20 protein-coding genes are annotated in these 25148 nt (G+C 47.0%); 3 read left to right on the forward strand and 17 right to left on the reverse strand.

All coding sequences use genetic code 11. The annotated features are described in order from the left end of the window. Nucleotide 1 precedes the first annotated feature (1 nt). Nucleotides 2–1672: an NAD(P)/FAD-dependent oxidoreductase gene (locus HMPREF1647_RS03950; RefSeq protein ID WP_035432243.1), complete on the forward strand. Its 1671-nt coding sequence runs from the start codon at nucleotides 2–4 to the stop codon at nucleotides 1670–1672. On the opposite strand, the gene uvrB is transcribed toward HMPREF1647_RS03950, so the two are convergent. After that, nucleotides 1669–3909, reverse strand: a complete 2241-nt coding sequence (gene uvrB, locus HMPREF1647_RS03955) for an excinuclease ABC subunit UvrB (protein ID WP_035432244.1) — start codon at nucleotides 3907–3909, stop codon at nucleotides 1669–1671. The two genes, HMPREF1647_RS03950 and uvrB, sit on opposite strands and share 4 nt — an antisense overlap. 176 nt (nucleotides 3910–4085) lie before the next feature. Here uvrB and HMPREF1647_RS03960 point away from each other — a divergent pair, with 176 nt between their 5' ends. Continuing rightward, nucleotides 4086–6170, forward strand: a complete 2085-nt coding sequence (locus tag HMPREF1647_RS03960) for a tetratricopeptide repeat protein (protein WP_035432247.1) — start codon at nucleotides 4086–4088, stop codon at nucleotides 6168–6170. A 23-nt stretch (nucleotides 6171–6193) separates the two neighbouring features. Here HMPREF1647_RS03960 and coaE read toward each other — a convergent pair whose 3' ends face one another. From coaE to HMPREF1647_RS03995, 7 genes are all read right to left on the reverse strand, one after another. Beyond that, a complete protein-coding gene (gene coaE / locus HMPREF1647_RS03965) occupies nucleotides 6194–6808 on the reverse strand; it encodes a dephospho-CoA kinase (protein WP_035432249.1) in 615 nt (204 codons plus the stop codon). Nucleotides 6809–6819: 11 nt separating this feature from the next. Continuing rightward, nucleotides 6820–7443: an ATP-binding cassette domain-containing protein gene (locus HMPREF1647_RS03970; protein WP_052039130.1), complete on the reverse strand. Its 624-nt coding sequence runs from the start codon at nucleotides 7441–7443 to the stop codon at nucleotides 6820–6822. A 2-nt stretch (nucleotides 7444–7445) separates the two neighbouring features. Beyond that, nucleotides 7446–8363, reverse strand: coding sequence for an ABC transporter permease (locus tag HMPREF1647_RS03975; RefSeq protein ID WP_052039126.1), 918 nt, complete (start codon nucleotides 8361–8363; stop codon nucleotides 7446–7448). Beyond that, complete coding sequence (locus HMPREF1647_RS03980) at nucleotides 8353–9369, reverse strand: ABC transporter substrate-binding protein (protein WP_035432251.1); 1017 nt, start codon at nucleotides 9367–9369, stop codon at nucleotides 8353–8355. The genes HMPREF1647_RS03975 and HMPREF1647_RS03980 overlap by 11 nt, the downstream gene beginning before the upstream one ends. 133 nt (nucleotides 9370–9502) lie before the next feature. Further along, complete coding sequence (locus HMPREF1647_RS03985) at nucleotides 9503–10564, reverse strand: M20/M25/M40 family metallo-hydrolase (protein ID WP_035432254.1); 1062 nt, start codon at nucleotides 10562–10564, stop codon at nucleotides 9503–9505. Between the two features lie 10 nt (nucleotides 10565–10574). Further along, nucleotides 10575–11825, reverse strand: coding sequence for a peptidase T (gene pepT, locus HMPREF1647_RS03990; protein ID WP_035432256.1), 1251 nt, complete (start codon nucleotides 11823–11825; stop codon nucleotides 10575–10577). 62 nt (nucleotides 11826–11887) lie between these two features. Continuing rightward, a complete protein-coding gene (locus HMPREF1647_RS03995) occupies nucleotides 11888–12682 on the reverse strand; it encodes a gamma-glutamyl-gamma-aminobutyrate hydrolase family protein (protein ID WP_052039127.1) in 795 nt (264 codons plus the stop codon). A 234-nt stretch (nucleotides 12683–12916) separates the two neighbouring features. Between HMPREF1647_RS03995 and HMPREF1647_RS04000 the strand changes: the two genes are divergently transcribed. Then, on the forward strand, nucleotides 12917–14521 hold the full coding sequence (locus tag HMPREF1647_RS04000) for an ABC transporter substrate-binding protein (protein WP_035432258.1): 1605 nt from the start codon (nucleotides 12917–12919) through the stop codon (nucleotides 14519–14521). Between the two features lie 95 nt (nucleotides 14522–14616). Here HMPREF1647_RS04000 and HMPREF1647_RS04005 read toward each other — a convergent pair whose 3' ends face one another. From HMPREF1647_RS04005 to HMPREF1647_RS04045, 9 genes are all read right to left on the reverse strand, one after another. Next, nucleotides 14617–15729 carry an ABC transporter ATP-binding protein gene (locus HMPREF1647_RS04005; RefSeq protein ID WP_035432260.1) on the reverse strand — a complete coding sequence of 371 codons (1113 nt, stop codon included), beginning with the start codon at nucleotides 15727–15729 and terminating at the stop codon, nucleotides 14617–14619. Between the two features lie 2 nt (nucleotides 15730–15731). Then, complete coding sequence (locus HMPREF1647_RS04010; RefSeq protein WP_156095543.1) at nucleotides 15732–16898, reverse strand: ABC transporter ATP-binding protein; 1167 nt, start codon at nucleotides 16896–16898, stop codon at nucleotides 15732–15734. Nucleotides 16899–16914: 16 nt separating this feature from the next. Further along, nucleotides 16915–17871, reverse strand: a complete 957-nt coding sequence (locus HMPREF1647_RS04015) for an ABC transporter permease (RefSeq protein WP_035432262.1) — start codon at nucleotides 17869–17871, stop codon at nucleotides 16915–16917. After that, nucleotides 17871–18806, reverse strand: a complete 936-nt coding sequence (locus tag HMPREF1647_RS04020; protein ID WP_035432265.1) for an ABC transporter permease — start codon at nucleotides 18804–18806, stop codon at nucleotides 17871–17873. The genes HMPREF1647_RS04015 and HMPREF1647_RS04020 overlap by 1 nt, the downstream gene beginning before the upstream one ends. An 84-nt stretch (nucleotides 18807–18890) precedes the next feature. Continuing rightward, nucleotides 18891–20537: an ABC transporter substrate-binding protein gene (locus HMPREF1647_RS04025; protein ID WP_035432267.1), complete on the reverse strand. Its 1647-nt coding sequence runs from the start codon at nucleotides 20535–20537 to the stop codon at nucleotides 18891–18893. Nucleotides 20538–20849: 312 nt separating this feature from the next. Next, the gene (locus HMPREF1647_RS04030; protein WP_035432269.1) at nucleotides 20850–22571 is read right to left on the reverse strand and encodes an LPXTG cell wall anchor domain-containing protein; all 1722 of its coding nucleotides are present in this window, start codon (nucleotides 22569–22571) and stop codon (nucleotides 20850–20852) included. Nucleotides 22572–22721: 150 nt separating this feature from the next. Beyond that, nucleotides 22722–23966, reverse strand: coding sequence for a 30S ribosomal protein S1 (gene rpsA, locus HMPREF1647_RS04035; protein WP_035432271.1), 1245 nt, complete (start codon nucleotides 23964–23966; stop codon nucleotides 22722–22724). Between the two features lie 255 nt (nucleotides 23967–24221). Further along, complete coding sequence (locus HMPREF1647_RS04040; protein WP_035432273.1) at nucleotides 24222–24614, reverse strand: heavy-metal-associated domain-containing protein; 393 nt, start codon at nucleotides 24612–24614, stop codon at nucleotides 24222–24224. Between the two features lie 109 nt (nucleotides 24615–24723). After that, nucleotides 24724–25128, reverse strand: coding sequence for a flavodoxin domain-containing protein (locus tag HMPREF1647_RS04045; protein WP_035432275.1), 405 nt, complete (start codon nucleotides 25126–25128; stop codon nucleotides 24724–24726). Nucleotides 25129–25148 lie beyond the last annotated feature (20 nt).

The following is a 25148-nucleotide window of genomic DNA, read 5'->3' on the forward strand; positions in this document are numbered from 1 at the left end:
CATGCTAGAAGTATCAAACATTAAAGTTCATGTTGCTCCTCTTCGTAAGCATCCTGCTAAAGAATCAAAGGTGGGGTTTGACGCGCTGCTTCACGCTCTCCGAGTCTCTGCGGATGAGGTTACCTCATATGAGCTGCATAAACGCTCAATTGATGCACGTAAAAGAAACGATATTGTTCTTATCCTCACCTACCACGTAAACCTTAAAGGTGGGTCTGCAGCGGAACAAAAACTCCTTAACAAAATTCAAGGCAAACCTGCGGCAAAGCACATTAAGCTTGCTGAGCCAAATACTTTTACGCTTCCCAAAGTGAAGCAACCTGCTCCTTCAGAGAATCGTCCCGTTGTTGTAGGAGCGGGATGTGCGGGCTTGTTCTGTGCGCTTACGCTTGCCAAAGCTGGCCTCAATCCCCTGCTTATTGAGCGCGGAGATGATGCAGCACGAAGAACTGCAGCTGTAGAGCATCATAACCAAACGGGTCAGCTCGATATTGAGAGCAACATCCAATTTGGTCTTGGTGGTGCTGGTACATTCTCTGACGGCAAGCTCAACACGGGTACCAAAAGTGCTTCTCACCGCTTTATTCTTGAGACTTTTGTTAAAGCAGCCGCACAGAAAAATATTTTGTGGGACGCAAAACCCCACGTAGGAAGCGATGTTCTTCCCACCGTTGTGACCAACATTGTCACAATGATTGAAGAGGCGGGTGGAACCATTGCATTTAGGACAAAACTCGCCTCCCTAGAGCGAGCCTCAGATGGCTCTCTTTCTGCAATTCAGGTTGAGAAGACCAATCCAGACGGCTCAACTCAAACTGAAACCATACAGACTCGCACAATGATTCTTGCGACTGGTCACTCAAGTAGAGACACGTATGTCATGCTCAAAGACAAAGGTATTTCTATGGAGAGAAAAACCTTTGCTATGGGTGTGCGAATTGAGCACCTTCAGTCTCAAATCAATAAATCACTCTATGGCCCTGAAGCAACCAATCCTGTACTAGGAGCGGCACCCTACAAGCTTTCTGTTCACCTTCCCTCTGGTAGAAGCGCCTTCTCGTTCTGTATGTGTCCTGGTGGCTATGTTGTTTCTGCAGCTAGCGAGAAGGGCGGCGTAGTCACAAACGGCATGAGCCTGTCTGACCGTGCGGGCAAAAATGCCAACTCCGGCCTGTTAGCTAACGTCTATCCAGAAGATCTACCAGGAGACGACGTGCTTGCTGGCATTGAGCTGCAACGCTCTTGTGAGCAGGCGGCCTTTAAAGCAGGTGGAGGTGCCTATGTTGCTCCTGCTCAGCTAGTTGGTGACTTCCTACACAAGAAAGCTTCTACTGGACCTCGTTCGGTAAAACCAACGTATCCGCGTGGTGTTACCTGGACCTCGCTTGAAGACTGTCTTCCACCCTACGTCTTACAAACCTTGCGAGAAGCCCTTCCGGTCATGGATAAAAAGCTTCATGGCTTTGCGCATCCCGATGCTGTGCTTACGGGCGTTGAAACACGGTCAAGCTCTCCTGTAAGAATTATCCGCGATGAAACAGGACAAAGCATTAACACACCAGGAATATGGCCTGTAGGTGAAGGTGCTGGCTATGCGGGCGGCATTATGAGTGCTGCTGCAGATGGCATTAGAATGGCTGAGCTTGTAGTGGAGCACTACAACAACGCTTAGTGCTTGCCTCTATAACGTCTGCGAGTTGCGTGAGTACTGCCCTTTCTAGCTCCTGTTTTAAGCCTCTTGATAACATCATCTGAGGTAGTGCCTTCAAGCTGGCTTCTAATGGCTACAATCTGATCTCTGAGTTCTGCTGCATGTTCATAATCCATTGACGCAGAAGCCTCTGCCATCTCTGCTTCCATACCAGAAAGCATTGCTTCAACCTCTGAGCGCGGAAGATTTTGAAGCTCTTCAGCAAGCAATTCTGCAGGCATTTCAAGAATTGATTCTTGCTGTTCTTCAAGCGAATCTTCGTCATCAGAGGCGGTATAGAACTCTCCGTTTTTGCGCTTGCGTTTATCAACGTTCTCTGAAGCTTCAGCAATAAAACCTGCAATATCCGTAATGGATTTCTTAACGGTCTTAGGTACAATACCGTGCTCTTTATTAAACGCTTCCTGAAGCTCTCGACGCCTTTTTGTTTCATCAATGGCAATGCGCATGGAATCAGTGATTTTATCGGCGTACATAATGACCTGGCCAGAAGCGTTTCTTGCCGCTCTGCCCATAGTCTGAATAAGAGACCTTCTGTTTCTTAAGAAGCCCTCTTTATCTGCATCAAGAATAGCTACGAGAGAAACCTCTGGAATATCAAGTCCTTCTCGCAAAAGGTTAATTCCAACCAGTGCGTCAATCTTACCCTGACGCAAATCTCTAATAATTTCTACACGGTCAAGCGTGGCAGTATCCGAATGCATGTAGTTGACTTTAATACCCTCGTCTAACAGGTGATCTGTAAGATCTTCTGCCATTCTTTTAGTGAGCGTAGTAACAAGAACGCGCTCTTTTTTTGCCACTCTCTCTTTGACCTCTGAGATAAGGTCATCAATTTGACCTCTTACTGGTCTGACATCAATCTTTGGATCGAGGAGGCCAGTTGGACGAATAATCTGCTCAACCTGTTGCTGAGCGACCGTCTCTTCATAGTCTCCAGGAGTTGCAGAGACGTAAATAAACTGTGGAATACGTCCCTCAAACTCGTCAAATCTGAGAGGCCTGTTATCAAGTGCAGAAGGAAGTCTAAATCCGTGATCTACCAGCGTAACTTTACGAGACCTATCGCCCTCATACATACCTCTAATTTGAGGAACCGTAACATGTGACTCATCAATGATACAAATCATGTCTTTAGGGAAATAATCAATGAGCGTATAGGGAGGCTCACCTGGAGCGCGACCATCCAAATGGCGCGAGTAGTTCTCAATACCATTGCAATAACCCATAGTCTCAAGCATCTCTAGATCATAGTTTGTCCTCTGAGCAAGACGCTGAGCTTCTAGTAATTTATCGTTTTCTTTAAGCTCTTTAACACGAGCTTCCATCTCTTCCGAAACGGTTGTAAGAGCATGGGTAATCTTTGGACGCTCAGTAACGTAGTGAGATGCTGGCCAAATTGGAATAGCATCAAACTCTCTCAGCACTTCTCCCGTTACATTGCTAACCTCTGAAATACTTTCTACTTCATCACCAAAGAACTCAATACGCAGCGGATTTTCTGCATACGGCGGGAACACATCAACAACGTCTCCACGCACCCTAAACATGCCACGCTGTAAATCGTAATCATTTCTATCGTACTGGACATCAATAAGATCTTTAATAAAATCATCACGCTCAAGAGGAACGGATTTATCTACATTAGGAGCAAGACCTGCATAGTCTTGAGGACTACCAATACCATAAATACACGATACAGATGCTACAACAATGACATCACGCCTAGACAAAAGCGATGAAGTTGCCTGGTGACGGAGCTTCTCTACCTCTTCGTTGATGGAAGCGTCTTTTTCTATGTACGTATCAGACTGCGGAACATATGCCTCTGGCTGGTAGTAGTCATAGTACGAGACAAAGTACACAACAGCGTTGTTAGGAAAGAGCTCCTTCATCTCTGAAGCAACCTGTGCAGCTAGTGTTTTGTTGGGCTCCATAATAAGCGTGGGGCGGTTGAGCTTCTCAATAGTTTTAGCCATAGAGAAGGTCTTACCCGAACCCGTAACACCTAAGAGCGTCTGGTACCTGAGCCCGTCTTCAATTCCTTGGGCAAGCTTTTCTATTGCCTGTGGCTGATCACCTGCGGGTTCAAAAGGAGATACTACCTGAAGCTTCTCTTCTCCTGCTTCACGTCCAAATCGGCGCAGTTCAGCACCTATATATTCTTTATGTTGATCTTCAGCATGAGATGCATCCATGAGATTCTCCTTTTCTTGTGAAAGTAGTATACCCCACTTCTCAAAACTGAAACACTTGTTCTATACTATTTATAAATTGCAGTATAGTTTCAAAGTGTGACGGGTAATAAATACATTACCTATATGCGTTAAACTAGCATTTAAATAAACAAGTTACATCAGATAAAGGAGATACCTTGGGCGTCTCAGATCTTTTCTCGCTAAATAAAGCTTCAAAGCAACCTCAGGGTTCTACCCTAGAGAAGATTTTACTGCGCTCAAATAATGTCATTGCCGCTCTTAAAGACCTTGTTGCAAACAATCAGATTGCAGAGGCTGGTCTTCAAGAGATGCTGATACGCTCTAAAAATCTCGAGAATACCAATCTGCCCAAGGGCGATGTTCATAAGCTGGACAGAACGGGTCGCTGGTGGTTCAACGCTAACACGATGGAGTGTGCACCAGAAGAGTACGATGCATTTATTGCAACTGAGGCTATTCTCAACATTTCACAAGATGTTGAAGCCCTAAAGAATACACATGCTTCTGAGACAGATCTTCAGCTTGTTCGTACTAGCCTTTCGCAGGTAGCAAGCCTCATGCCCAAGTCAGCTTCTCTTTCTGAGCAAGTTGCTCCTTTTAGTGGTAACGCTGACGGCAGCTCAGACTGGATGAAGCGTCTCTGGTTTGCCAACTATGTTGAGAACACGCCATTCCCTTTTAGGATGGTGTATAACTTCTTCTACAATCCACAACTTGATATTTTGGTATTTGAGTTCTTTGTAGCTCGTCCTCGCTGCTTTAGTTTCTTATCTGCAGAAAAGGCAGAGCAAATTGCAGCGGCGCGCGCTTACGCACTGCGTACTTCTCTTTGCGTGGCCCGCATGGCACTTCAAAGCTGCAAAATCTCTCGCGTCTGCATCAACGGCAGCTTGCGTGGAGAAGAGCGCATTGTCTTATCTATGGACTTAAACGAAGCTGCCCTTGCTCGTCTGCTGCCTACTGCAGCAAACACTCAAATTGACGGCAACAGCTTCCCACAAGATCCAGCGCTCAGGGTTTCTTTTGACGCTGAAGGTTGGTTTAGCGAGGTTGAGCCTTTTATGAAGCCAACAGACGAGTGGGTTTCTCCACGTAGCTTCTTTGAAATGCCAGACCTGTCTGATCGCCCCTGTTCGCCAGCAGTCACTGCTGTTTGTGGAGCCCAAAAGGTAAGTGACCTTGGCTACTCTGAGGCATCTCATCGCATCAGACTTTGGAACACCACTCTCAACAACATCCCAAAAGATGCCTCTACTGCAGATGCAGTTGGTAAATTTGAGGAAGCAAAAGCTTCAACTTCTGATATTTACGCCATTGAAGGCTTTGATAGAGTCATCCATGGACTGGTTGAGGGCACTATTGATTTCTCGGACAGAAGGTCTATGGCCGAGAAATTCCTCTTTGGTTCGCCTTTGCAAAAAACGCTTCAATCCATAAATAACATCATGGACGGAGAGCCAGACCCAGACGCTCTAGAAAAGGTGCTTACAGAGCTTGAGTCTCAGGTTTCACCAACCCTTGATATGGGTCTGTATCTGGATGACTCTGATTCTATCTACAGATATTTTGATTCCCTCTCAGAGCGCGTTGCTTATAACCTTGCATTCCCCAATGAGCCAAGAAAACTGGTGCTTATTCCAGACACCTATTTTATGTCTTTAGCAAGAATGGCTCGTGCCTACAACCTGCTTGAACAGCCAGAAAAAGCAGAACGCTATGCACAAGAAGCCCATAGAATTTCTCCTTTGGGAATTGATGCAACGCTGCTATTGGTAAGAACATTAGAAGATCAGTCAAAAGTTTTTGAGGCTGCAAAGCTGCTCAAAGACCTTATCGCACACATTTTTTCTAGCTCAGATGTTGCTCTGGTGTACTATCGCCTGGCCTATATGGAGTGGAAGCTAGGACGCTCTGACCTTTGTGCAGCTTGCTATCAAATGGCAATAATTATCGGCGGCAGTGTTGCCCAACCTGCAAAAGAAGAGCTTGAAGACCTTCTCAAGGCAGATGCTTCTGTTAAGAAACTGGATACCCCTCAAGAAGTCTTCTCGTTCCTTAAGCAAAATGGTGTTCCTGTCTTTGACCAGAAAGCTGTGTTTAACAAGGCAGTTGCTATTGGCAGCGCATGTGTTAACGATGGCATTTATTGTGTTGGCCAAAACATGCTCAAGAACTGCCTTGAAATTACCTTTGACGATGCAGCTGCCAAGGTAGAGAGTTCACTGAGGACGCCCTTCTAGAGACCGCGCATGTAAGCTATAACTTATTGCTCTGAATGCTGATTAAACCGAGCGTTTAACCAAAGCTCTACCTGTGCTTTAAGATCATCAAGGCCTTCAGAGTTTACAAACACCGTATCCGCCTGATTACGCAAATACGTATCGGAAGGCTGATGCGCTATACGCTGCTCAAACTCTTGGCGAGAAGATCCTCGCTGTTCAGCGCGTTCTGCTCTCAGTTCCAAAGGCGCTACAACAACGACAACCTCATCAACCAGCTCAAGCAAGTCTTCAACGCGGTCAAGCAGCGGAACCTCTACAAAGCAGAACTGAGCATCTGCAGCAGGAGCCTCTTTTGTAAGGAATTGACGCATATATTCCCTGATAAAAGGCATCTCAAGCTCTTCTAAGAGCTCAGCAGATTCTCTAGTGGCAAAAGCCCTACGACCAAGCTCTCGCCTATTAATCTCATGAGTAACGGGATCCAACAAATCGTTACCAAAAGCCTCTGCCACACGATACGTACACTCGCATCCAGGTCTCAGAAGTCTACGAGAAACCTCATCAAGGTCAAAGCGCAGACCACCTGCTGCTTCAAACATTTTAGAAACAGTTGATTTACCAGACGCCATTCCGCCGGCGAGAATTACCTTGTACATGTAGTTCACTCCTATAACTGCAGTGCTGTATAAGAGCCTAGCAGTTTTACTTCTTCAGGAGTATGAGTTACCCAAATTACAACTTTTGATTCAATGAACGGTTTGACAGAGGCAATAACCTGCTGCTTAAGCGCTTCATCTAATCCCTTGAGCGGCTCATCAAAGAGCAAGATGTCTGCATCTGCAAAGAGTGTACGTAAAAGAGCAACGCGTCTCTTTTGACCACCGGAAAGCTCAGAAACAGACTTGTTTTCTGTTCCTTCAAGTCCTACCTCACAAAGCGCCTCTTTAATACGCTCTCGAGCGCTTTGTTTTTGCTCCTTTGAGTGCAACTGTATAGCAAGCATGATATTTGCCATAACGCTCAAGTTTTCTAGCAGTCTATCTTCCTGAAACATCATGACCGTTTTAGCGTCAAGCGATTTAAGCACTGTGCCTGAATCAGCCACTTCAAGACCGCAAAGAATACGAAGAAGTGTTGTTTTACCTGCTCCAGAGGGCTCAGAGAGTACGTACACTCCCCTCTCAAACTTGTAGGAAAAATCATCAAGCACAACCGTATTACCAAACGATTTAGTGATGTTTTTTACCTCAAGCAACTGCTCGGTTGCATAGGCACAATTTGTTGTATTCATACTCATGAGCAGCTCTTTTCTAGCCTTGCAGCAGCCCATGAAACTAACCGCATCACGATCTTCTCGCCAAGCGCGCTCATCACAATAACCACAAGCGTCCATGCAAAAAGGGCTGGCGTATCCAAATACACTTTAGCGTTATAGAGGTGCTCGCCAATGGAGAACGTGGGAAGTCCAATGACCTCGGCAGCAATTCCCGACTTCCAGCAAAACCCCATGGCAAGTGAGGTTGCTGTCTTAAGCGAAGGCATAAGCTGCGACAAATAAATTGCTTTAATGCGTTGCCAGCCGTGAATTTGGTATACATCAGCCATCTCAATGAGCTGCTGGTCAGTGCTGAGGAGCCCCTCAAGTACCGTAATGTAGATGATAGGAAGTGCCATCAAAAATGAAATTGAAATTGAAAGGTAGGGCGTGCGAACCCAGATAAGTAGCAAGATGACAAAGGATGCTACGGGAATTGATTTGATTGTAGAAATAAGCGGCTCAAAAAGAATCTTGATCAGCTTGTACTTAAAGCTCAAAAACGCCAGCAAGGAGCCAACGGTAAAAGCAAGTGCTCCACCAGCAAAAATACGCAAAAGAGAAAGACCAATAGAAACCCAAAACTCGCGTAGTTGAGCTAGCGAGAAAAGCGTCTGAATGGTCTGAATAGGTGAAGTTAAAACAATATCCTGATTGATAACACCCGCAGCTATCTGCCACATGACAAGCCAAAATACCAGTGCGCCTAAACGTGCTCCCCAGCTAGAAGCAACTTTGCGCACAGTCGGTTTGCCTTGCACGCGGCCCGAGCCTTGGGTCTGACCTGCGCTTTGGGCCTGATCGTTTTTCTCGACAGAAAAATCTGCCGAGGCAGAGCCTTTCTCGGCGCCACCTCGGGCAGAAATACTATCTTTTATGTGCGGGTTATGCGCCAAAGTAGAAATCGTCTCCAGGAACCTGTCCGCCTACTGCCTGAGAATTAGCCTCAGCCAGAATGCCTAAGTAACTTGAAAGTGCGCTCTTCATATCTGCGCCATCAATATACGTAATATTACACTTAGGCAGCGCAACCTTGGCAATAGGCTCTGGAACAATACCGTATTTACCTACAAGCGTAGCAGCCTCATCTGGATGATCAACCGCAAATGCAACAGAGTCTTTGTAGTGAGAAAGCAGCGCCGTTACCGCATCTGGAGAATCAGAGATGAGCTTTGAAGAAATAATGGTCACGCCAGCAATCAGCTTGCTCTGAGGATTGACTGCCTCCCACTCAGCACCAAGGTCGATTGCAACGCGAATCTGATTGTTCTTGCTTTGTGCCACCGTAACAAAAGGCTGTGGGAGCAGCGCAATTCCCTCTGGGTCTTGCGCCAACGCAGCAACACACTCGGTATGTTCGCTCTTCCACTCTACCTGGACGTCCTCGCCAAGCGTCATCCCATTTTTGCTCAACAGGTAGGACAGTGTGTACTCTGGGACAGCACCCTTACCAGAAGCGTAGAGCGTCTTTCCCTTGAGGTCGGCAAGCTTAGAGATGGCGCTCCCTGTCTCAACAATGTAGAGAACATTCAGCACGTTGAGGCAAGCTACCTTATAGGCGCCCTTAGTCTTATTGAACAGCGTAGCTGCAAGGTTTGCAGGAATAGACGCAACGTCAACATCGCCCTGGGCAATCTTAGCAACTACCTGATCAGGAGCATCCAAAATCTCAAACGAGTAGTTGTTATCGGTGATGTTTTGCGCCTCAACCTCGCTCATGAACTTAACCAAGCCCATGGCAGTAGGTCCTTTGAGCGTTGCAACTCTTACGGCAACAGGCTCAGATTTCTTAGCCTCATCTTTTGTGGCGTCCTGAGACTTCTCTTGGTCTGTTCCCTTGCAGCCAAACAGCGCTGTAGCTGGAATAAGACCTGCAAGCTTAAGGAACGAACGTCTATCCATGAATCACTCCTGACTCGAAAAGTTAACTACGGCTACCTTATCACGTCTACAGCAAAATTCATACGATATACAGCATATCTTGCAAACTCTTTGATACATCCATAAGAGCAAGCTGTACCCATGGCGAGAAGAACTAGTTCTTCTCGCCATATCCAAGGACGTATGCGCGGCACAGATTCTCGGTACCGATGATTGCATCAATGTGGCAACGCTCACGGCCGTGTGTGTTGAGACATGCTGGACCAAATGCGCCACTCTTAAGATCATTGCCGGAGAAATATGCAGCGTTTGCGTCAGTTGAGAAGTGGAAGGCAACCTGCTGATTCCACTTTTCTGGCTCAACAACCTCCTGCGCGCAGGCAATAAGCTTGTTGGAAACTTCCCAATCGTAAGGCGAACGAATATCAGAAACAATGATGCCTACGTGGTGTTCATTTGAATTGTAGTCTGGACCAATGAGGGTAATGTCCAGCGATACGTACTCATCTACCTCAACAGGCAAGAATGCGCCGCCGTGACCAATCTCCTCGTACATGGGGAATGCAAACAAGGTGTTATAGAGGGGTTTCTCGCCAGACTGTGCAAGCCAACGGAGCGTATGAAGCTGCGCTGCAACACAAGCCTTATCGTCGATAAAGCGAGAAACCATATAGCCGTTGTCATACATCTCAAAGTGTGGGTCAATAGCAACAACCGCGCCCTCGGAAACGCCCAGTGCACGAGCTTCCTCAGGGGAAGAAACGTCAGCGATAAGCGAGATGGACATGTTGTCCTCGTTGCGCTCCATGGTTCTAGCGTCTTCAAAGACGTGAACGGAGTGGTGGTTGCAGATAACCTGGCCGTTAACAACGGAGCCATCTCTACAGACAACGTGGCAGGTCTCGCCCTCAATGCTGTGGTAGTTGATACCACCCAGCTGACGAACGCGCAGTGTACCGTCTGAGTTGAAGCCGCGGACAATCAGGCCAATGGTATCAAGGTGAGCATTAACGCCAACAGTCTTGCTGGTATCCTTGCCTTCTACCAGGACGTATGCAGTAGCCTTATTGTCAATTTGAAGCTCATAGCCTGCCTCAGCGACAAGCTCACGGAGCAGCTCGTGAATGCGCTCATAGTAGCCAACAGGACTATCGCACTCAACAAGTTTCTTTGTAGTGTCAATCAGATACTGTGTATCAGTCTCAAAATGAGTCATGAAAAATCTCCTAGTTTTGTGGATGGGTGTAGAGCTCTACCAGGTGCTCAAGCATGTCAACCATGCTCTCAAGCTCTGGGACAGGAACAAACTCTCTGACACCGTGAGCATTGTAGTAGCAAGCAGAAAGATTAGCGCACGGGAATCCTCTAAAGGAAAGTTGGGATCCGTCGGTGCCGCCGCGCATTGGAATGCAGGTCATCTCTACGCCGACCTTCTCGTATGCCGTACGAGCGTTCTCAATTAAATGCGCATATTCAGGCTTTAAGACAATATCAGCCAAGTTATGATACTGGTCGTGAATCTCAACGGAGAGTACCTCAGAGCCAATCTGCTTGTTTACATATGCTGCAGCATCAACCATCAACTGCTTGCGGCGCTCAACCTTTGCCTGGTCATGGTCACGAATAATGTAATCAGCGCGAGCAGACTCGCAATCACCATTGACGCGCTCCAGATAGAAGAAGCCATCATAGCCCTCAGTAAACTCAGGGCGCTCCGCAGGGGGAAGCAGCTCGTGGAAGCGCATGATTGCCTCAGATGCATTGATCATCTGACCTTTTGCGGTACCTGTGTGAACCGAAAGTCCGTGAGCACGCACAAACACCTCAGCGGCATTGAACGTCTCGTAGCAGAACTCACCAAAGGGACCGCCGTCAATGGTATAGCCATAAGCTGCGCCAAAGGCATCAAGGTCGAGAAGAGCGGCGCCGTGGCCAATCTCCTCATCAGGAACAAACGCAAGCGCAATACGTGGGTGCTTGAGCTCTGGATGCTCCTTGTAGCGAGCAAGCAAGCTGACCAGCATAGCAATGCCAGCCTTGTCATCGCCACCAAGCAGCGATGTGCCGTCAGTGGTAACCAGCTGCCAGCCAACCATGTGCTCAAGCTGAGGATTAGTCTCTGGGCTAATGTAGACCTCTCTGCCCTCACGGTCAGAACCAACTACCAGCTTGCCACCCTCATACGTAACAACCTGAGGATGAACAGGATTACCCCACGATTGCCAAGCCGTATCAATATGGCAGCAGAAACCAAGAGTTGGAAGATCTTCCAGGCTCTTGCTTGCAGGCCAGTGAGCAACCACATAGGCGTGCTCATCAACGGTTACATTTTCTGCGCCAAGCTCACGAAGATCGGCCGCAACAACCTCAGCCATCTGGTACTGAGACTCAGTTGAAGGAACCTTATCTGCGGTCAGTGGATTAGACTGAGAAGAAACCTTGCAATACGCAATAAATCTATCTAAAACGTCACTCATAAAACTCCCTTACAAAAAACTGCGCTAACCAAATAGTTAACGCAGTTTAGAGTATCAATGTATTAACGAGAAGACCGTGAGGCTCGTGAAGCTGTAACAAAGGATTTCCAAAGTTCACAATCAGCTTTGCTGTATTGCCAACCATACTCTGGATGCCACTGCACACCTAGAGCAAACGTCTTGCCCTTGACCTCGGCTCCTTCAATAATGCCGTCTGAAGCATAGGCAACTACATTAAGCTCAGCGGAAACCTTTTTCAGGGCCTCATCGTGGTATGAATTTGCCTGAATGTCTTCTATCTTGCCTAGGGCGTTGTACAACAAAGAGTCTTTTTGAACATGAACAGCATGAGCTGGATGATACAGATTTGCTGAATGAGTCCAGAATGCATGATTTTCTGCTGGCTCCATGGTGTGCAGATCTTGCACAAGCGTACCGCCCAGCACAACGTTTATAAGCTGAAGGCCACGGCAAATAGCAAGTAAAGGTTTATCTGCAGCAAGTACCTGCTTTACCAACTCAAACTCAAGCGCATCTCGTATAGGACACAAACGATTAAGGTCGCGTGGTTCTTCTCCCCAATTGCGAGGGTCAACATCATGACCACCCGTAAGGCAGAAGCCGTCACACATCTCAACAAACTGACCAATAACTTCTGGATCTTCTGTTAAAGGCATCATGATTGGAATGCCGCCAGCTGCAAGAATGGCGTCAAACTGAATTTGTGATACAGAAGCAGAATCAGAAAAATTTTCTTCAGGCATCCAGCGAGGAGTCACACAGATAAGAGGGCGTTCAGAAGCAGGAAGCTTGGGAACATCACTAAATGCATCTTTGACAATATCTGGAATAACCACAAAATCCTCTTAACACTCAGCTCTTCAAACAACATAACAGTAAAGGTTAACCCTTATTGAGTCTTTGACTTTATCGCTTTTACGCTTTTCGTGCCACTCTAGCAAGCCCTCCTCCACAATGTTTTTTCATTAATGAAACATTTTTCTGTATTGCGTACAATTAATTTGGGTATTAAGAAGCCAGTTCTTTACATTTAAGCTTCATATTTTGAAGATGCAAACGGAAGGCGCCCTATGAAAGAGCACGTATTTAATAACCTTTCCCGTAAAACATTCTTACGTGGATCTTTGGCGGCTGCCGTTGCCGCCGGTTCTGCTTCACTACTTTCTGCTTGTGGCGGTTCAGCTGGTGGAGACGCAGAGAAAAAGGTACTGCGCTTTGGTGTAAACAACCCAAAGGTAACCTTTGATACTCAGAAGACTTCTGGCTCTGTTGGCGTATCTGAGGCAGTTGCAGAGTCTTTGCTGGTACTTAATCCAGACACAAAAGAGATTGAGCCAAACCTGGTAACAGGTCTCCCTACAGTCTCTGAAGATGGCCTTACCTACTCATATGAGCTTAAAGATGGCATCAAATTCCACAATGGAGAAACCCTTAAGGCATCTGACGTTAAGTACACCTTCACGCGTATGTTCTTGCCTGCTACCAAGGCAACCTCAATTGACTCCTATGCGTACATTGAGGGCGCTAAAGACATTATTGCTGGTAAAACTGAAGAGCTTTCTGGCATTGTTATTAAGGACGACCGTCACTTTGACATCAAACTGACACAACCTTATTCAACCTTCAACGCAATCATGGCTCAGTTCTACGCAGTTATCTACCCAGAGAAGGCCTGTAAAGAGGCTGGTGAGGCATGGGGCACTGAGACCAACTTTATTGGTACTGGTGCTTTCAAGCTTGTCTCTAATGACAGCACCACAGAAGTTGTTCTTGAGGGATTTGCTGATTACCATGAGGGCAAGCCTGGTCTGGATGAGCTCAGATTTGTCTACATTGACGATGCTAACACCCGTATTCTTAACTACAAGAACAACGATGTTGACCTGGTCTTTATTTCTCAGTCTCTTATTCAGCAGTACCAAAATGATGAGTCTATCTCCAAAGAGATTGTCTACTACACTCCTGCATCCACGCAGTTTGTAAACTTGAACCTTAAGAGCGAGAACCTCAAAGATGTTCGCGTTCGTCAGGCACTCTCTATGGCAATTGATAGAGACACCATTTGCAGCACCATTCTTTCTGGAGTTGCCAAACCTGCAAAGTCGTTTATCCCATCTTCTGAGACTGGCTACAATGAGTCCGCTCCAGAGTTTGAATACAACGTAGACAAGGCAAAGCAGCTTCTTGCACAGGCAGGTGTTTCTAACCTCACTCTTAACGCACAGGTCAGAAGCCAGGATCAGAACCTCATGGTTGCCCTTCAGGATGCTTGGTCCAAGATTGGCGTTACCTGTAACGTTAGCGTTATTGACTCTGGTGTTTGGAGTGACGCGCGTACCAACGGAGAGCTTGAGGTTACCCTTGTCACGTGGTCTACCCTCTCCTTCCAGGGTGTTGAGCACATGGGCTCTTACTTCCGCTCTGACCGCGCCGCAAAGAAGTCTTCCTTCTATAACAGCACCGAGTTTGACAGCCTTGTTGATCAGGCTCGTTCAACCGTTAACGACAACGATAAGGTCCTGGAGCTTACCCGCCAGGCAGATAGCCTTATGACTCACACAGACTACGCTTGCCTGCCTATTGACTGGCCTCAGATGCCTTACGTCTTGAAGCCAGAGTTTACCGGCCTCAGCGTTTTGGTTAACCCTCACTTTGATAAGGTTAAGAAGAAGTAAGCGTTTCCTTCATACAAAACAAAGGCGAGAAGATCGATTGGTCTTCTCGCCTTTTTGTGTTTGTAAGCCGTTTTAAGACACGACAATGTTGTGCGCTACTCGGAAATCTTCTCCTCAAGGCGCGCTTCTTCTACGGCCTTCTGAGCCGCCTCAATAGCATGTGCAACCTGAGGTGTGCGGTCGGAATCAGAAAGCGACGCATCGTACAGGTGACAAGCGCAGAAGTGACCTGGCTCAGCCTCGATACGCTCAGGAATGCGCTCGGAGCAAACCTTCATTGCCTTAGGGCAACGCGTGTGGAATACGCAACCTGAAGGTGGATTTGCAGGGCTTGGAACATCACCTTGAAGAATGCGCTTTTCCTGGATACGCTCGTGGCGAATACGAGGAATAACGTCCAAAAGTGCCTGAGTGTATGGGTGCAAAGGACGCTCAAAGAGGGCGTCTTTGGTAGCAAACTCCATCTGGTGGCCCAGATACATGACCATAACAGTATCAGCAATGTGGCGAACAACAGAGAGGTCGTGGCTAATAAAGATGTATGCCAGACCGTGGTCCTTCTGAAGCTCTTCAAGCAAGTTGATTACCTTGGCCTGAACAGAAACGTCCAAAGCAGAAACGGGCTCATCGCAGACAACAATCTCTGGCTCAAGCACAATAGCGCGAGCAATACCAATACGCTGGCGCTGACCGCCCGAGAACTCATGAGGGTAACGGTACTTGAACTCAAGGTTAAGGCCAACTTCCTCCATAACCTCTTCAATGCGAGCATCACGCTCTGCCTTTGTCTTATAGGTGCCTGCAATATCAATAGGCTCGCCAATGATATCCATGACCGTCATACGAGGGTTCAGTGAGCTGTAAGGATCCTGGAAGATAAGCTTCATCTTCTGACGAGCACGCTTAAGGTCTTCTCCCTTAAGTGAGGTGAAATCTTCCCCATCAAGCTCAACCGTACCAGAGGTTGGCTCGGTGAGACGCAGTACGCACTTGCCTGTTGTAGACTTTCCGCAGCCAGACTCACCAACAATGGCCAGGGTCTCTTTGCGCCTGAGCTCAAAAGAAACATCCTCAACAGCATGAACGGAAGCATTAGAACGACCAAATACACCGTTTTTGATGGGGAATCGCTTAACCAAGTTCTTTACGGACAAGATGGTTTTCTCGCCAGAAAGGTCCTTGACGTCTGTGTTTTTCTCTTCTGCCATGACTACTCACCCCACTCATCAGTGTATTTCCAACAGCTGACAGTATGGCAATTGTCTTCACCAACAGCAGTCAAGCCAGGACGACGATTCTTACAAATGTCCTTAGCAAACGGACAACGTGGATGGAACGGGCAGCCAGAAGGCATGTGAGAAAGCATAGGAACGCTACCAGGAATTGCATAGAGTTCCTTGGTGCGCTCGTCAAACGATGGAATAGATGCAATCAGGCCCTGAGCATAAGGATGCAGAGGGTTAGTAAAGAGCTCTGCAGACTGCGCATACTCAACGCGATGACCAGCATACATAACAAGAACCCAGTCAGCCATCTCGGAAACAACGCCCATGTCATGCGTAATCAGCATAACGGCAGTACCTAGGTCTTGCTTCATGCGATCGATAATCTGCAGAATCTGTGCCTGAACCGTTACGTCAAGAGCAGTTGTTGGCTCGTCGCAGATAAGCAGTGATGGCTGGCAGGCAAGTGCCATAGCAATCATGACACGCTGGCGCATACCACCAGAAAGCTCATGTGGATATGACGAGAAGACCTTCTCTGGTGCAGGAATACCCACCAGTTTGATCATATCAAGAGCCTTCTGATCTGCCTCCTGTTTGCTCATGTTGGGATTATGAACAAGGATGCCCTCACGAATCTGAAGACCAGATTTCATAACAGGGTTCAAGGAGGTCATAGGCTCCTGAAAAATCATGCCAATGCGATTACCGCGGAAGTCACGCATGCCACCACGAGGAAGCTGAGTTAAATCAGTTCCCTCAAAAATAATCTCTCCGCCAGTAATTTGTGCAGGAGGTGTGGGAAGCAGTCCCATGACCGACAATGCCGTCATGGACTTACCGCAGCCAGACTCTCCTACTACTGCAAGAGTCTCACCTTTTCGCATGATAAACGAGAGGTCACTTACTGCAGGAAGTGCGCCATCTTCGGTAAAAAGCGTGACATCAAGATGATTCACGTCGAGAAGAACGTTCTTTTTGCACTGCTCTTCTCGCTCCTTTTGAGCGGTTTCTTGCGCAAGCTTGCGCTCCTCAAGACTGCAAAATTGCACAGACTGACCGTTTGGACCCTCAATGACGTGCTCAAATAATGCATCTTTGGTTTCTTTTGTCTGATCACTCTCTTGTGCAAGAGCATCTGTTTTTTCTGCCATAAACGTAACCTCCTTTCTAAGAACGCATCTTTGGATCAAGGGCGTCGCGAAGGGCGTCGCCGAGCAAGTTAAAGGACATAACTGTAATGATGATGACAATACCTGGGGCAATACTGTAGAGAGGCTGTGATGCAAGGTATGGCTGAGATGCTGCAATCATTTGGCCCCAACTTGCCTCAGGTGGCTGAACGCCCAATCCCAAGAACGAAAGTGTTGCCTCCGAAAGAATTGCGCTTGGAATGCCCAAGGTAGAAACAACAATCAGCGTTGACATACAGTTAGGCAAGAGATGTTTCATGATGATGCGGAAGCTATTACCGCCAGACAGAATACAAGACTGAATGTATTCAGAATTCTTCAGGCGCATGACATCGCCACGAATCAGCCTTGCGGTGGTAGTCCACATCAAAAGACCCAATGCAATATAGAGGTTAATGAGACCTGGACCCATAACAAACATAATCAAAATTGCAAAGAGCAAGAATGGGAAGCTGGAGAAAACCTGGATGATAAAAGATACAACTGCATCCACCCAGCGACCGTAATATCCTGCTGCAACTCCTGCTACAAAGCCGATAAACAGGGCAATTGCCTGCGAAATAATACCAACAGAAAGAGAAATCTGGCAGCCGTAAATAATACGAGAAAGAATGTCTCGACCGTACTCATCAGTACCAAGTAGGTGCGCAAATGTTGGATTCTGATTCTGAATTGAAAGGTTTTGATCTTTGTAGCCATATGGAGCAAGAACAGGAGCAAGAATTGCAATAATCACCAAAGCCAAAACAATGCCCAAGCAAATCATGCCCAGTTTATTTTTCTTAAAGATGTTCCAGCTAACCTGCCAATAGCTCTGCGCACGAACTTTTCCCGTGGCAGCCTGTTCTGCTTCTTGAGCCTTGGTGGCATCTTCAAGCACAGCTTCGGTCTTTTGGACCTTCTCGCTATTTTTATCACTTGTAAACAAAGCCATTACTCTGATGCCTCCTCTCCAAGACGAATGCGTGGATCAACTACCGCGTACAAGATATCAACAAGCAAATAAATCACAACGCAGATAATTGCCACATACATGACACTACCCTGGATCAGCGGCAGGTCACGAGCATTAATTGCGTCGATAAGCAGCTTACCCATACCGTTCATGTTGAAGATCTGCTCAATGATGATGGAACCAGTAAGAATGTCTCCCAGCTGAGATCCAGCAATGGTAATGATTGGGATAAGAGCATTTCTGAGCGCGTGCTTCAAAACAATAGCGGAGCGCTTTAAGCCCTTAGCTTCAGCAGTTCTGATGTAGTCCTGGTTTAATACATCCAGCATACTGGTCCTGGTAACGCGGGCAATACTTGCTGCGTAGCGAGAGCCCAGCGCAATAACAGGAAGAACATAGGCGGAAGGAGTTTTAACGCCAGAGAGTGGGAACCACTTGAGCGTCAAAGCAAAAATAATCTGCAGTACTAATGCCACCCAAAATGATGGAGCAGAAATACCAAAGATTGCAGCTGACATAAGTGTTCTATCAAGCCATTTGCCATGGTTTACCGCGGCGAGAATACCCATCAAAAGGCCAAGCACTACGGCAAAGAGATATGCAAACACCGCCAAGCGCAGCGTAACAACTAAGGCCTTGGTCAGAAGTGCAATGACAGGTCGCTTCTGAGTGTAAGAAGTTCCAAAATCTCCACCAAGCATTTTTACAAACCAGTTTGCATACTGCTCTGGGATTGGCTTATCAAGACCCATGGTATGACGGACTTGCTGAACCGTAGCTTCATCAGCCATATCGCCCATCATGACTCGTACTGGGTCACCTGGAACAATGTTCAAGACAAAAAACGTTAAAGCAGAAATGCAAACTACAACGCTCACTGCTTGAAGGATTCGTTTGATTAGAAACGATCTCACTCCTGAGCTCCTCTCCCCTCAAGAAAATGAAGCGGCATCCAAGAATCTTAGATGCCGCTTTAAAGTTTATAGCAAGTTTGCTACTTAGTCCTCTGGAACGGTGTAATCGGAATTTGATGTATCAATATCGACATCAAAGAAGTGATAAATCAAGTTTCCAACCTTAGCGTTCTTGACGTACTTCTTAGCGACAAAAGAGTTCTTTGGCCAGTACAGAGGAAGTGTTGCAAAGTCTGTACGCGTGAGCAGGTTATCTGCGTCCTTGTAATCCTCTGTTCTCTTGTCCTTGTTAGACTCAGAGCGACCCTCAACAAGAAGCTTGTCAAACTCTGGGTTGTTGTAGAAGGAAGACTTCTTTGCAGCGTTGGTGCTGTAGAAGTAGGTGTAGAGGTGCTGATCACCGTCAGCAAACAGTGGATACCAACCAAGGGTAGTAATCTGAAGGTTACCAGCAGCCCAGTCGGTGTTCCAAACTGCGTTGTCCTCTACCTGGACATCAAGGGTAACGCCAATCTTGCTCCAGTACTCCTGGACAGCAACAAGGAGCTTCTCGTAAGACTTTCTAACCTTTGCAGAAAGCTTAAGATCAGTGACACCAGCCTCAGCAAGAAGAGACTTAGCCTTCTCTGGATCATACTCAAACGCAGGAGCGTTCTTGTCGTAACCAGGGGTTGCTGGTGCAAGCCAACCGCTAGCAACGGTACCGTTACCGGAAGCAATGTTGTCAACAAGCTCCTGGCGGTTAATTGCCAAGGAGAGTGCCTGACGAACCTTAGGATCAGTAAGCTCAAAGCCCTCTTTGAGGTTGAGGTTGATGAAGTTAACACCAAGGGTCTGATATGCGGTGATAAGGTCCTTGACGTCAGCATCGCTTGAATACTGCTGATACAGAGAAGATGGAAGATCGCAGAAGTCAATATCGTTGTTCTTGAATGCAAGCAGCTGAGTGTTGGAATCGTCGTAGTAGTGAATACGAATCTCATCCAGAGCAGGCTTACCATCATGGTAGTCATCAAAGCGCTCGAGAACTACCTCAGTGGTGTCATCGTTGCTCTTAATCTTGTACTTACCAGTACCAATGAGGTTAGTACCGGTACCCCAATCAGCACCAGCAGCCTCACAAGCCTTCTCTGGGAAGATGCAAGCATAGGAAATTCCAAGAACGCTTACAAAGACAATGTAAGGCTCAGAAAGCGTAAAGGTAAAGTGAGTGTCGTCCTGAACAGTCAGGCCCTCAAGCTCAGTAGCCTTACCAGCAAGCATCTCTGGAGCGCCCTTGATCTTATCAAAGAAGCTGGTAGAGAGAGCCTTGGTCTCTGGCTTAAACATACGCTCAAAGGTGTACTTAACGTCCTTTGCAGTCAAAGTAGTACCATCGTGGAACTTAATACCCTCTTTGAGCTCGCACTTAAGGGTGACACCATCAGACTCAAAGGTTGGAATCTCTTTAAGCAGGCAGGTAACAAGCTCGTTGTCCTCAGTCCAACGGAGCAGGGACTCACAAACAGAGTCTGCAACGCATGCGGACTGGGAGTTGTTTGCACGCTGCATATCAAGGCCCTGCTTAGAATTTGCAGAACCATAGCGAAGAATCTTCTTCTTATCAGATGTCTGAGTAGTATCAGTAGAAGGAGAGTTGCAGCCAGCCAGCATCATAGATGCGCCACCACCAGCCGCTACCATACCTGATGCCTTCAAAAAATTACGACGGCTTAGTGAGTTCTCCAGCATGTTAACCCTTCTTTCTTATTAAAACGATTTATAAGACAACCCTGCTGGGGTTAGATAACTATACAAAACAATTACCAGCATCTACCCATATATACCTAGGATGAAATAGACATGAAACATTAAATTGCGCCGATAACAGCAAAATCTATTTACCTGCACTTTTTGTCTAACCATATAGGAATTGCCTATATTGAAACATAAAAATTGTCTAAGCATTTTTGGACAGTTGTCCATTTTGTCTATAAAAATATTGGCAGGTACCAAAGAGATACCTGCCAATACAAATGTATGTGACAAGAAGAACTTTCTGTCTTAGTGCTTACGCTTCATAAGACCTGCGGCTGTTAAAGCAGCTCCGCCCATAACCATAAGAGGCATTACCAGAAGCTCTTCTCCCGTATTAGGAAGCTGTGCTTTCTTCTTCTTTGTCTTCTTCTCTTTTACAGGAGAAGCAGGGTTAGAAGGCTCTTCTGGAGCTGGAGTTGGTGCTGGAGTTGGAGTATCAGACTCAACAGTTAGGGTGACCGTCTTTGCTGCCTCGTAGTCATTACCTGCAGCTGCAGCATTGCCATTGAAGTAATAGTAATAGGTGACGGAATAAGCGCCTGGAGTCTTAGAAATCTCTTCTGCCTTCTGAGCAACGGTTGCTGCATCCATAGTTGCTGTGTCAAGTACAACTGTACCGCTCTGATCAACAACCTTAACACGAGCGTCAGCAGAACCAGCAGCAGGGGTAACCTGACCAGCGCTGTGATCAACCATAGCATCAAGGTTATCAAGAATAGTCCAGGAATCCTGATTAGCAGTAATAGTGCTGTCGTGTGCCGTAACTACCTGCCTGAGCTCTGTATAAAGAGGAGAGATAACGCCGTTGTTAAGATCAAGCTCGTCAGTTGAGTTCTCGGAAGCATTGATGACAAGGTTACTGCCTGAGAGAGAAGTGTACGAATACTCCTGATACACATCGTCAGCAAGATCATTATCAACAGCCAGCTGCCAGCCAGGAAGATTGAGGTACAGTCCCCTATTGGAATTTCCGGTGTGAACCGAATAGCCATAGTCCCTCATGGCATTCTTAATGTTGGTCAAATCAATGTAGTAAGCACCACCGGTATACAGTGCATCATTTTCTGTTGCGCTGTGGCGATCTTCATACAGGATATTGTCAACGTGAATATCACTTGCAGAAATGTTTGGCATGTAATTCCACTCGTCCTGTGGAATAGCGTAATAGCTGCCGTCAGGCCTAATAATGACGCCAAGATATTTCTTGTTGCTGCTCAGAATGGAATTGTTTGTTCCCTCTTCCAGGACCTGCCTTGCAAACCTGACTGAAACACGAGGGTTTCCGTAAGAGGTTCTGTGGTCGAGCAGATACTGGGTAAGGCCTACATAGTTAGTGCCATACAGATTAAGAGATGAACCATTAGTGAGAGTCAGAGGAACAGTAAGTGTAATGGTCTCACCAGCGGCCAGAGTACCAGAAATAGAAACGGAACGCATCTCAGCATTGTCCTGACCAGCTGCCTGGTATGCGGCATATGCATTAGCTGCAGGCTGAGAACCAGAACCGCCGTTCAGTCCGTTAATGTTCAGGTTAATTGCAGTTGCTGCATTAGTTGACGAGAAGGTAAATCCAGTTGCACGTAAATCTGGATTTGGGCTAGAGCTGACATAGTATGTAAGTGGCAGCTGCATAATCTCGTTTACAGAAACTGGAGATGAAGAGATGTTGGTAATCTTTACCACTGCCTGCAGATTCTGATACTTATCAATATCTACAATGGAGCGGTTCATCTGAGTGGTGTCATTATCCTTATAAGCGTAGTTAGATGTCTGACCAGAAGCATCTGTAAAGTAAATAGAACGCTCAATAAGACCATCTGCACTCACAGATGGAGACACGTTAGTAGTAGTGCCGTTATAGAACGAATTGTTACTTGCAGCGTATGCAATATTTGGCATAAAGATTAAAGCTGCCAAAAATGCAAACATAACAGCAAGAAAACTGCGGCCCTGCATCTTTGATGTCATAGGCGTATTCCTCCTCAGAATAAAAACTTAGCAGTGTATTTTCGCATTAACGTACTGCTGAAGGAATGGAGATATTTGTTACTCACATAAAAAAAGAGACGCCATCTTTCGATGACGTCTCTTGACAATTACTTAGATGCGCAAAGCGTGTTACTCTGCAGCCTCTTCGGTTGCCTGTGCATTAGCCTCAGACTCAACCAGGTGAGCCTCAAGGTCAGCCTCAGCCTCAGCTGCTGCTGCCTCTGCTGCTGCACGCTCCTCCTCTGGAAGTGGAGTGACCTCAATGTCAATGCCAAGGGTCTCTGCAGCTGCCTTCATAGACAGGGAGATGCGACGACGGTCAAGATCAATCTCCATGACCTTTACCTGTACAACGTCGCCAACCTTGCAGACCTGGGATGGAGCGGTGACGTGCTGCTTAGCCATCTCGGAGATGTGGACGAGGCCCTCAACGCCGTTGCCAAGGTCAACAAATGCACCGAAGGTAACAAGCTTGGTGACAGTGCCCTCGATGATAGCGTCAACTGGGTACTTGGAAACAAGTACACGCCATGGATCCTCGGAAGTCTGCTTAAGACCAAGGGAGATACGCTCACGGTTAAGGTCAACGTCGAGAACCTGAACCTCAACCTCCTGGCCAACCTTAACAACCTCAGATGGGTGGTTAACGTGGTTCCAAGAAAGCTCGGAAATGTGAACCAGGCCGTCAATGCCGCCAAGGTCAACAAATGCACCAAACTCAACGATGGAGGAAACAGTACCCTTGAGCTTCATGCCAACCTGGAGCTTGCCCAGGATGTCCTGACGCTCTGCCTTACGAGCCTCCTCAAGAACAATACGGCGAGAAAGAACAACGTTGTTGCGGTTGCGATCCATCTCGATAACACGAGCCTCAATACGAGTGCCCATGAATGCACCAAGATCCTTGACGCGACGAAGGTCAACAAGGGATGCAGGCAGGAAGCCACGGAGGCCAATGTCAAGAATCAGGCCGCCCTTAACAACCTCAATAACCTCGCCCTCAACGGTCTCACCGGCGTTGAACTTATCCTCAACTGCTTTCCAAGCACGCTCGTACTCAGCACGCTTCTTGGAGAGAACCAGACGGCCCTCTTTGTCCTCTTTCTGGAGAACAAGAGCCTCGACGTCCTCACCCAGGGAGATAATCTCTGCAGGGTTGACGTCTTTACGAATAGAAAGCTCACGAGCAGGAATAACGCCCTCAGACTTGTAGCCAATGTCTACGAGGACCTCATCACGCTCAATCTTGACGACGGTGCCGTTGACAAGATCTCCCTCATCAAAGTCGGTGACAGTGCCGTCGATCAGGCTGTTCATTTCCTCATCGGAAATTTCATCCAAAGAGAAGATGGACGAGTTCTGAATCTCACTCAAAGGTGGACCCCTTCCAAAACGGGGCCCCGGTCAACATGGTTGCTGCCAGAGTGCCAATACGTGGGCTTCTCTACTCGGAAACTTACATGCTCTCGGGGGCCAACAGATACAGTGCATAGCTTGACGCCATACGGGCAATAGGATAGCGCTCTTCGGCTGATTAAACAAGCCAAAGAGCGCTACTTTGCACAGCTATTACGCAAGTTTTACAAAATTTCTTCAAAGTTTGTTTCTTGCGAGATGATTTGGTTGTGCTTACGCAAGAAGGCGATAACCCTCTTTTTCTACGGCAGCTCGATACGCATCAACATCAATGGGATTTTTGCTGAGGATACGTGCCTGGCCACCTGCTAGAGTAACCTGCGCCCATGTTCCCTCAATACTATCGAGTGCTCGAGTCACATGGTTGACGCAGTTCTGGCAAGTCATACCACCAATCTCAAATGTCTGAACATAAGGGTAATGAGACTCATCTTTGTCTTCTGGACCCTCTGCAGCCGCAACTTGCTCTGTGTTACAAGTAGTAACACCTGTTCCTTCATCAGAGCAGCAGCCTTTTTTACCTGCAGCAATTCCGTAAACACGATAAACCGCAAAACCACAAAGTGCTACAACAGCAAGAATAACAATAATATTGATTGGTGACATACAAACTTCCCTTCTGTTGCTGTTTTACTACCCACCATTTTATAGATTATTCAAAAAATGATGTTTTTCTCGCCAAAATTTTTAGCAACAGCAAAAATCGTAATGCAGCTTAAGCAGAAAGCTTTGTACCAAGGCCGCGAAGAGCCTCAAGAGCATCGTCATCTGGCTCAAGGTTGCAGATAAAAGTCTCAACAACGTTGACTCCCTCTGCTTCAGCATTCTGCTTCCAAGTCTCCATCCAGTCACCGGTTCCCCAGTCATAAGAACCAAAGAGAGCGGTTGGCTTCTGGCCAAGCTTGCCTGCGCAGTCATTGAAGAGCTCCTCAAAATCAGGATCAAGCTCCTCATCACCCATTGCAGGGCAACCAAAAGCAAATGCATCGTACTGATCGCACATATCAGCAGAGAACTCAGAAGACTCAATAGCCTCAGTATCTGCTGCACTTGCAAGCTCTTTAGCCATTGCCTCAGTATTGCCCGTCATGGACCAATACACAACTGCTACTTTACTCATACATTTCCTCCTTCTGTGTC

This window comes from Lancefieldella parvula DNF00906, from assembly GCF_000758945.1.
GTDB classification, from domain to species: domain Bacteria; phylum Actinomycetota; class Coriobacteriia; order Coriobacteriales; family Atopobiaceae; genus Lancefieldella; species Lancefieldella parvula_C.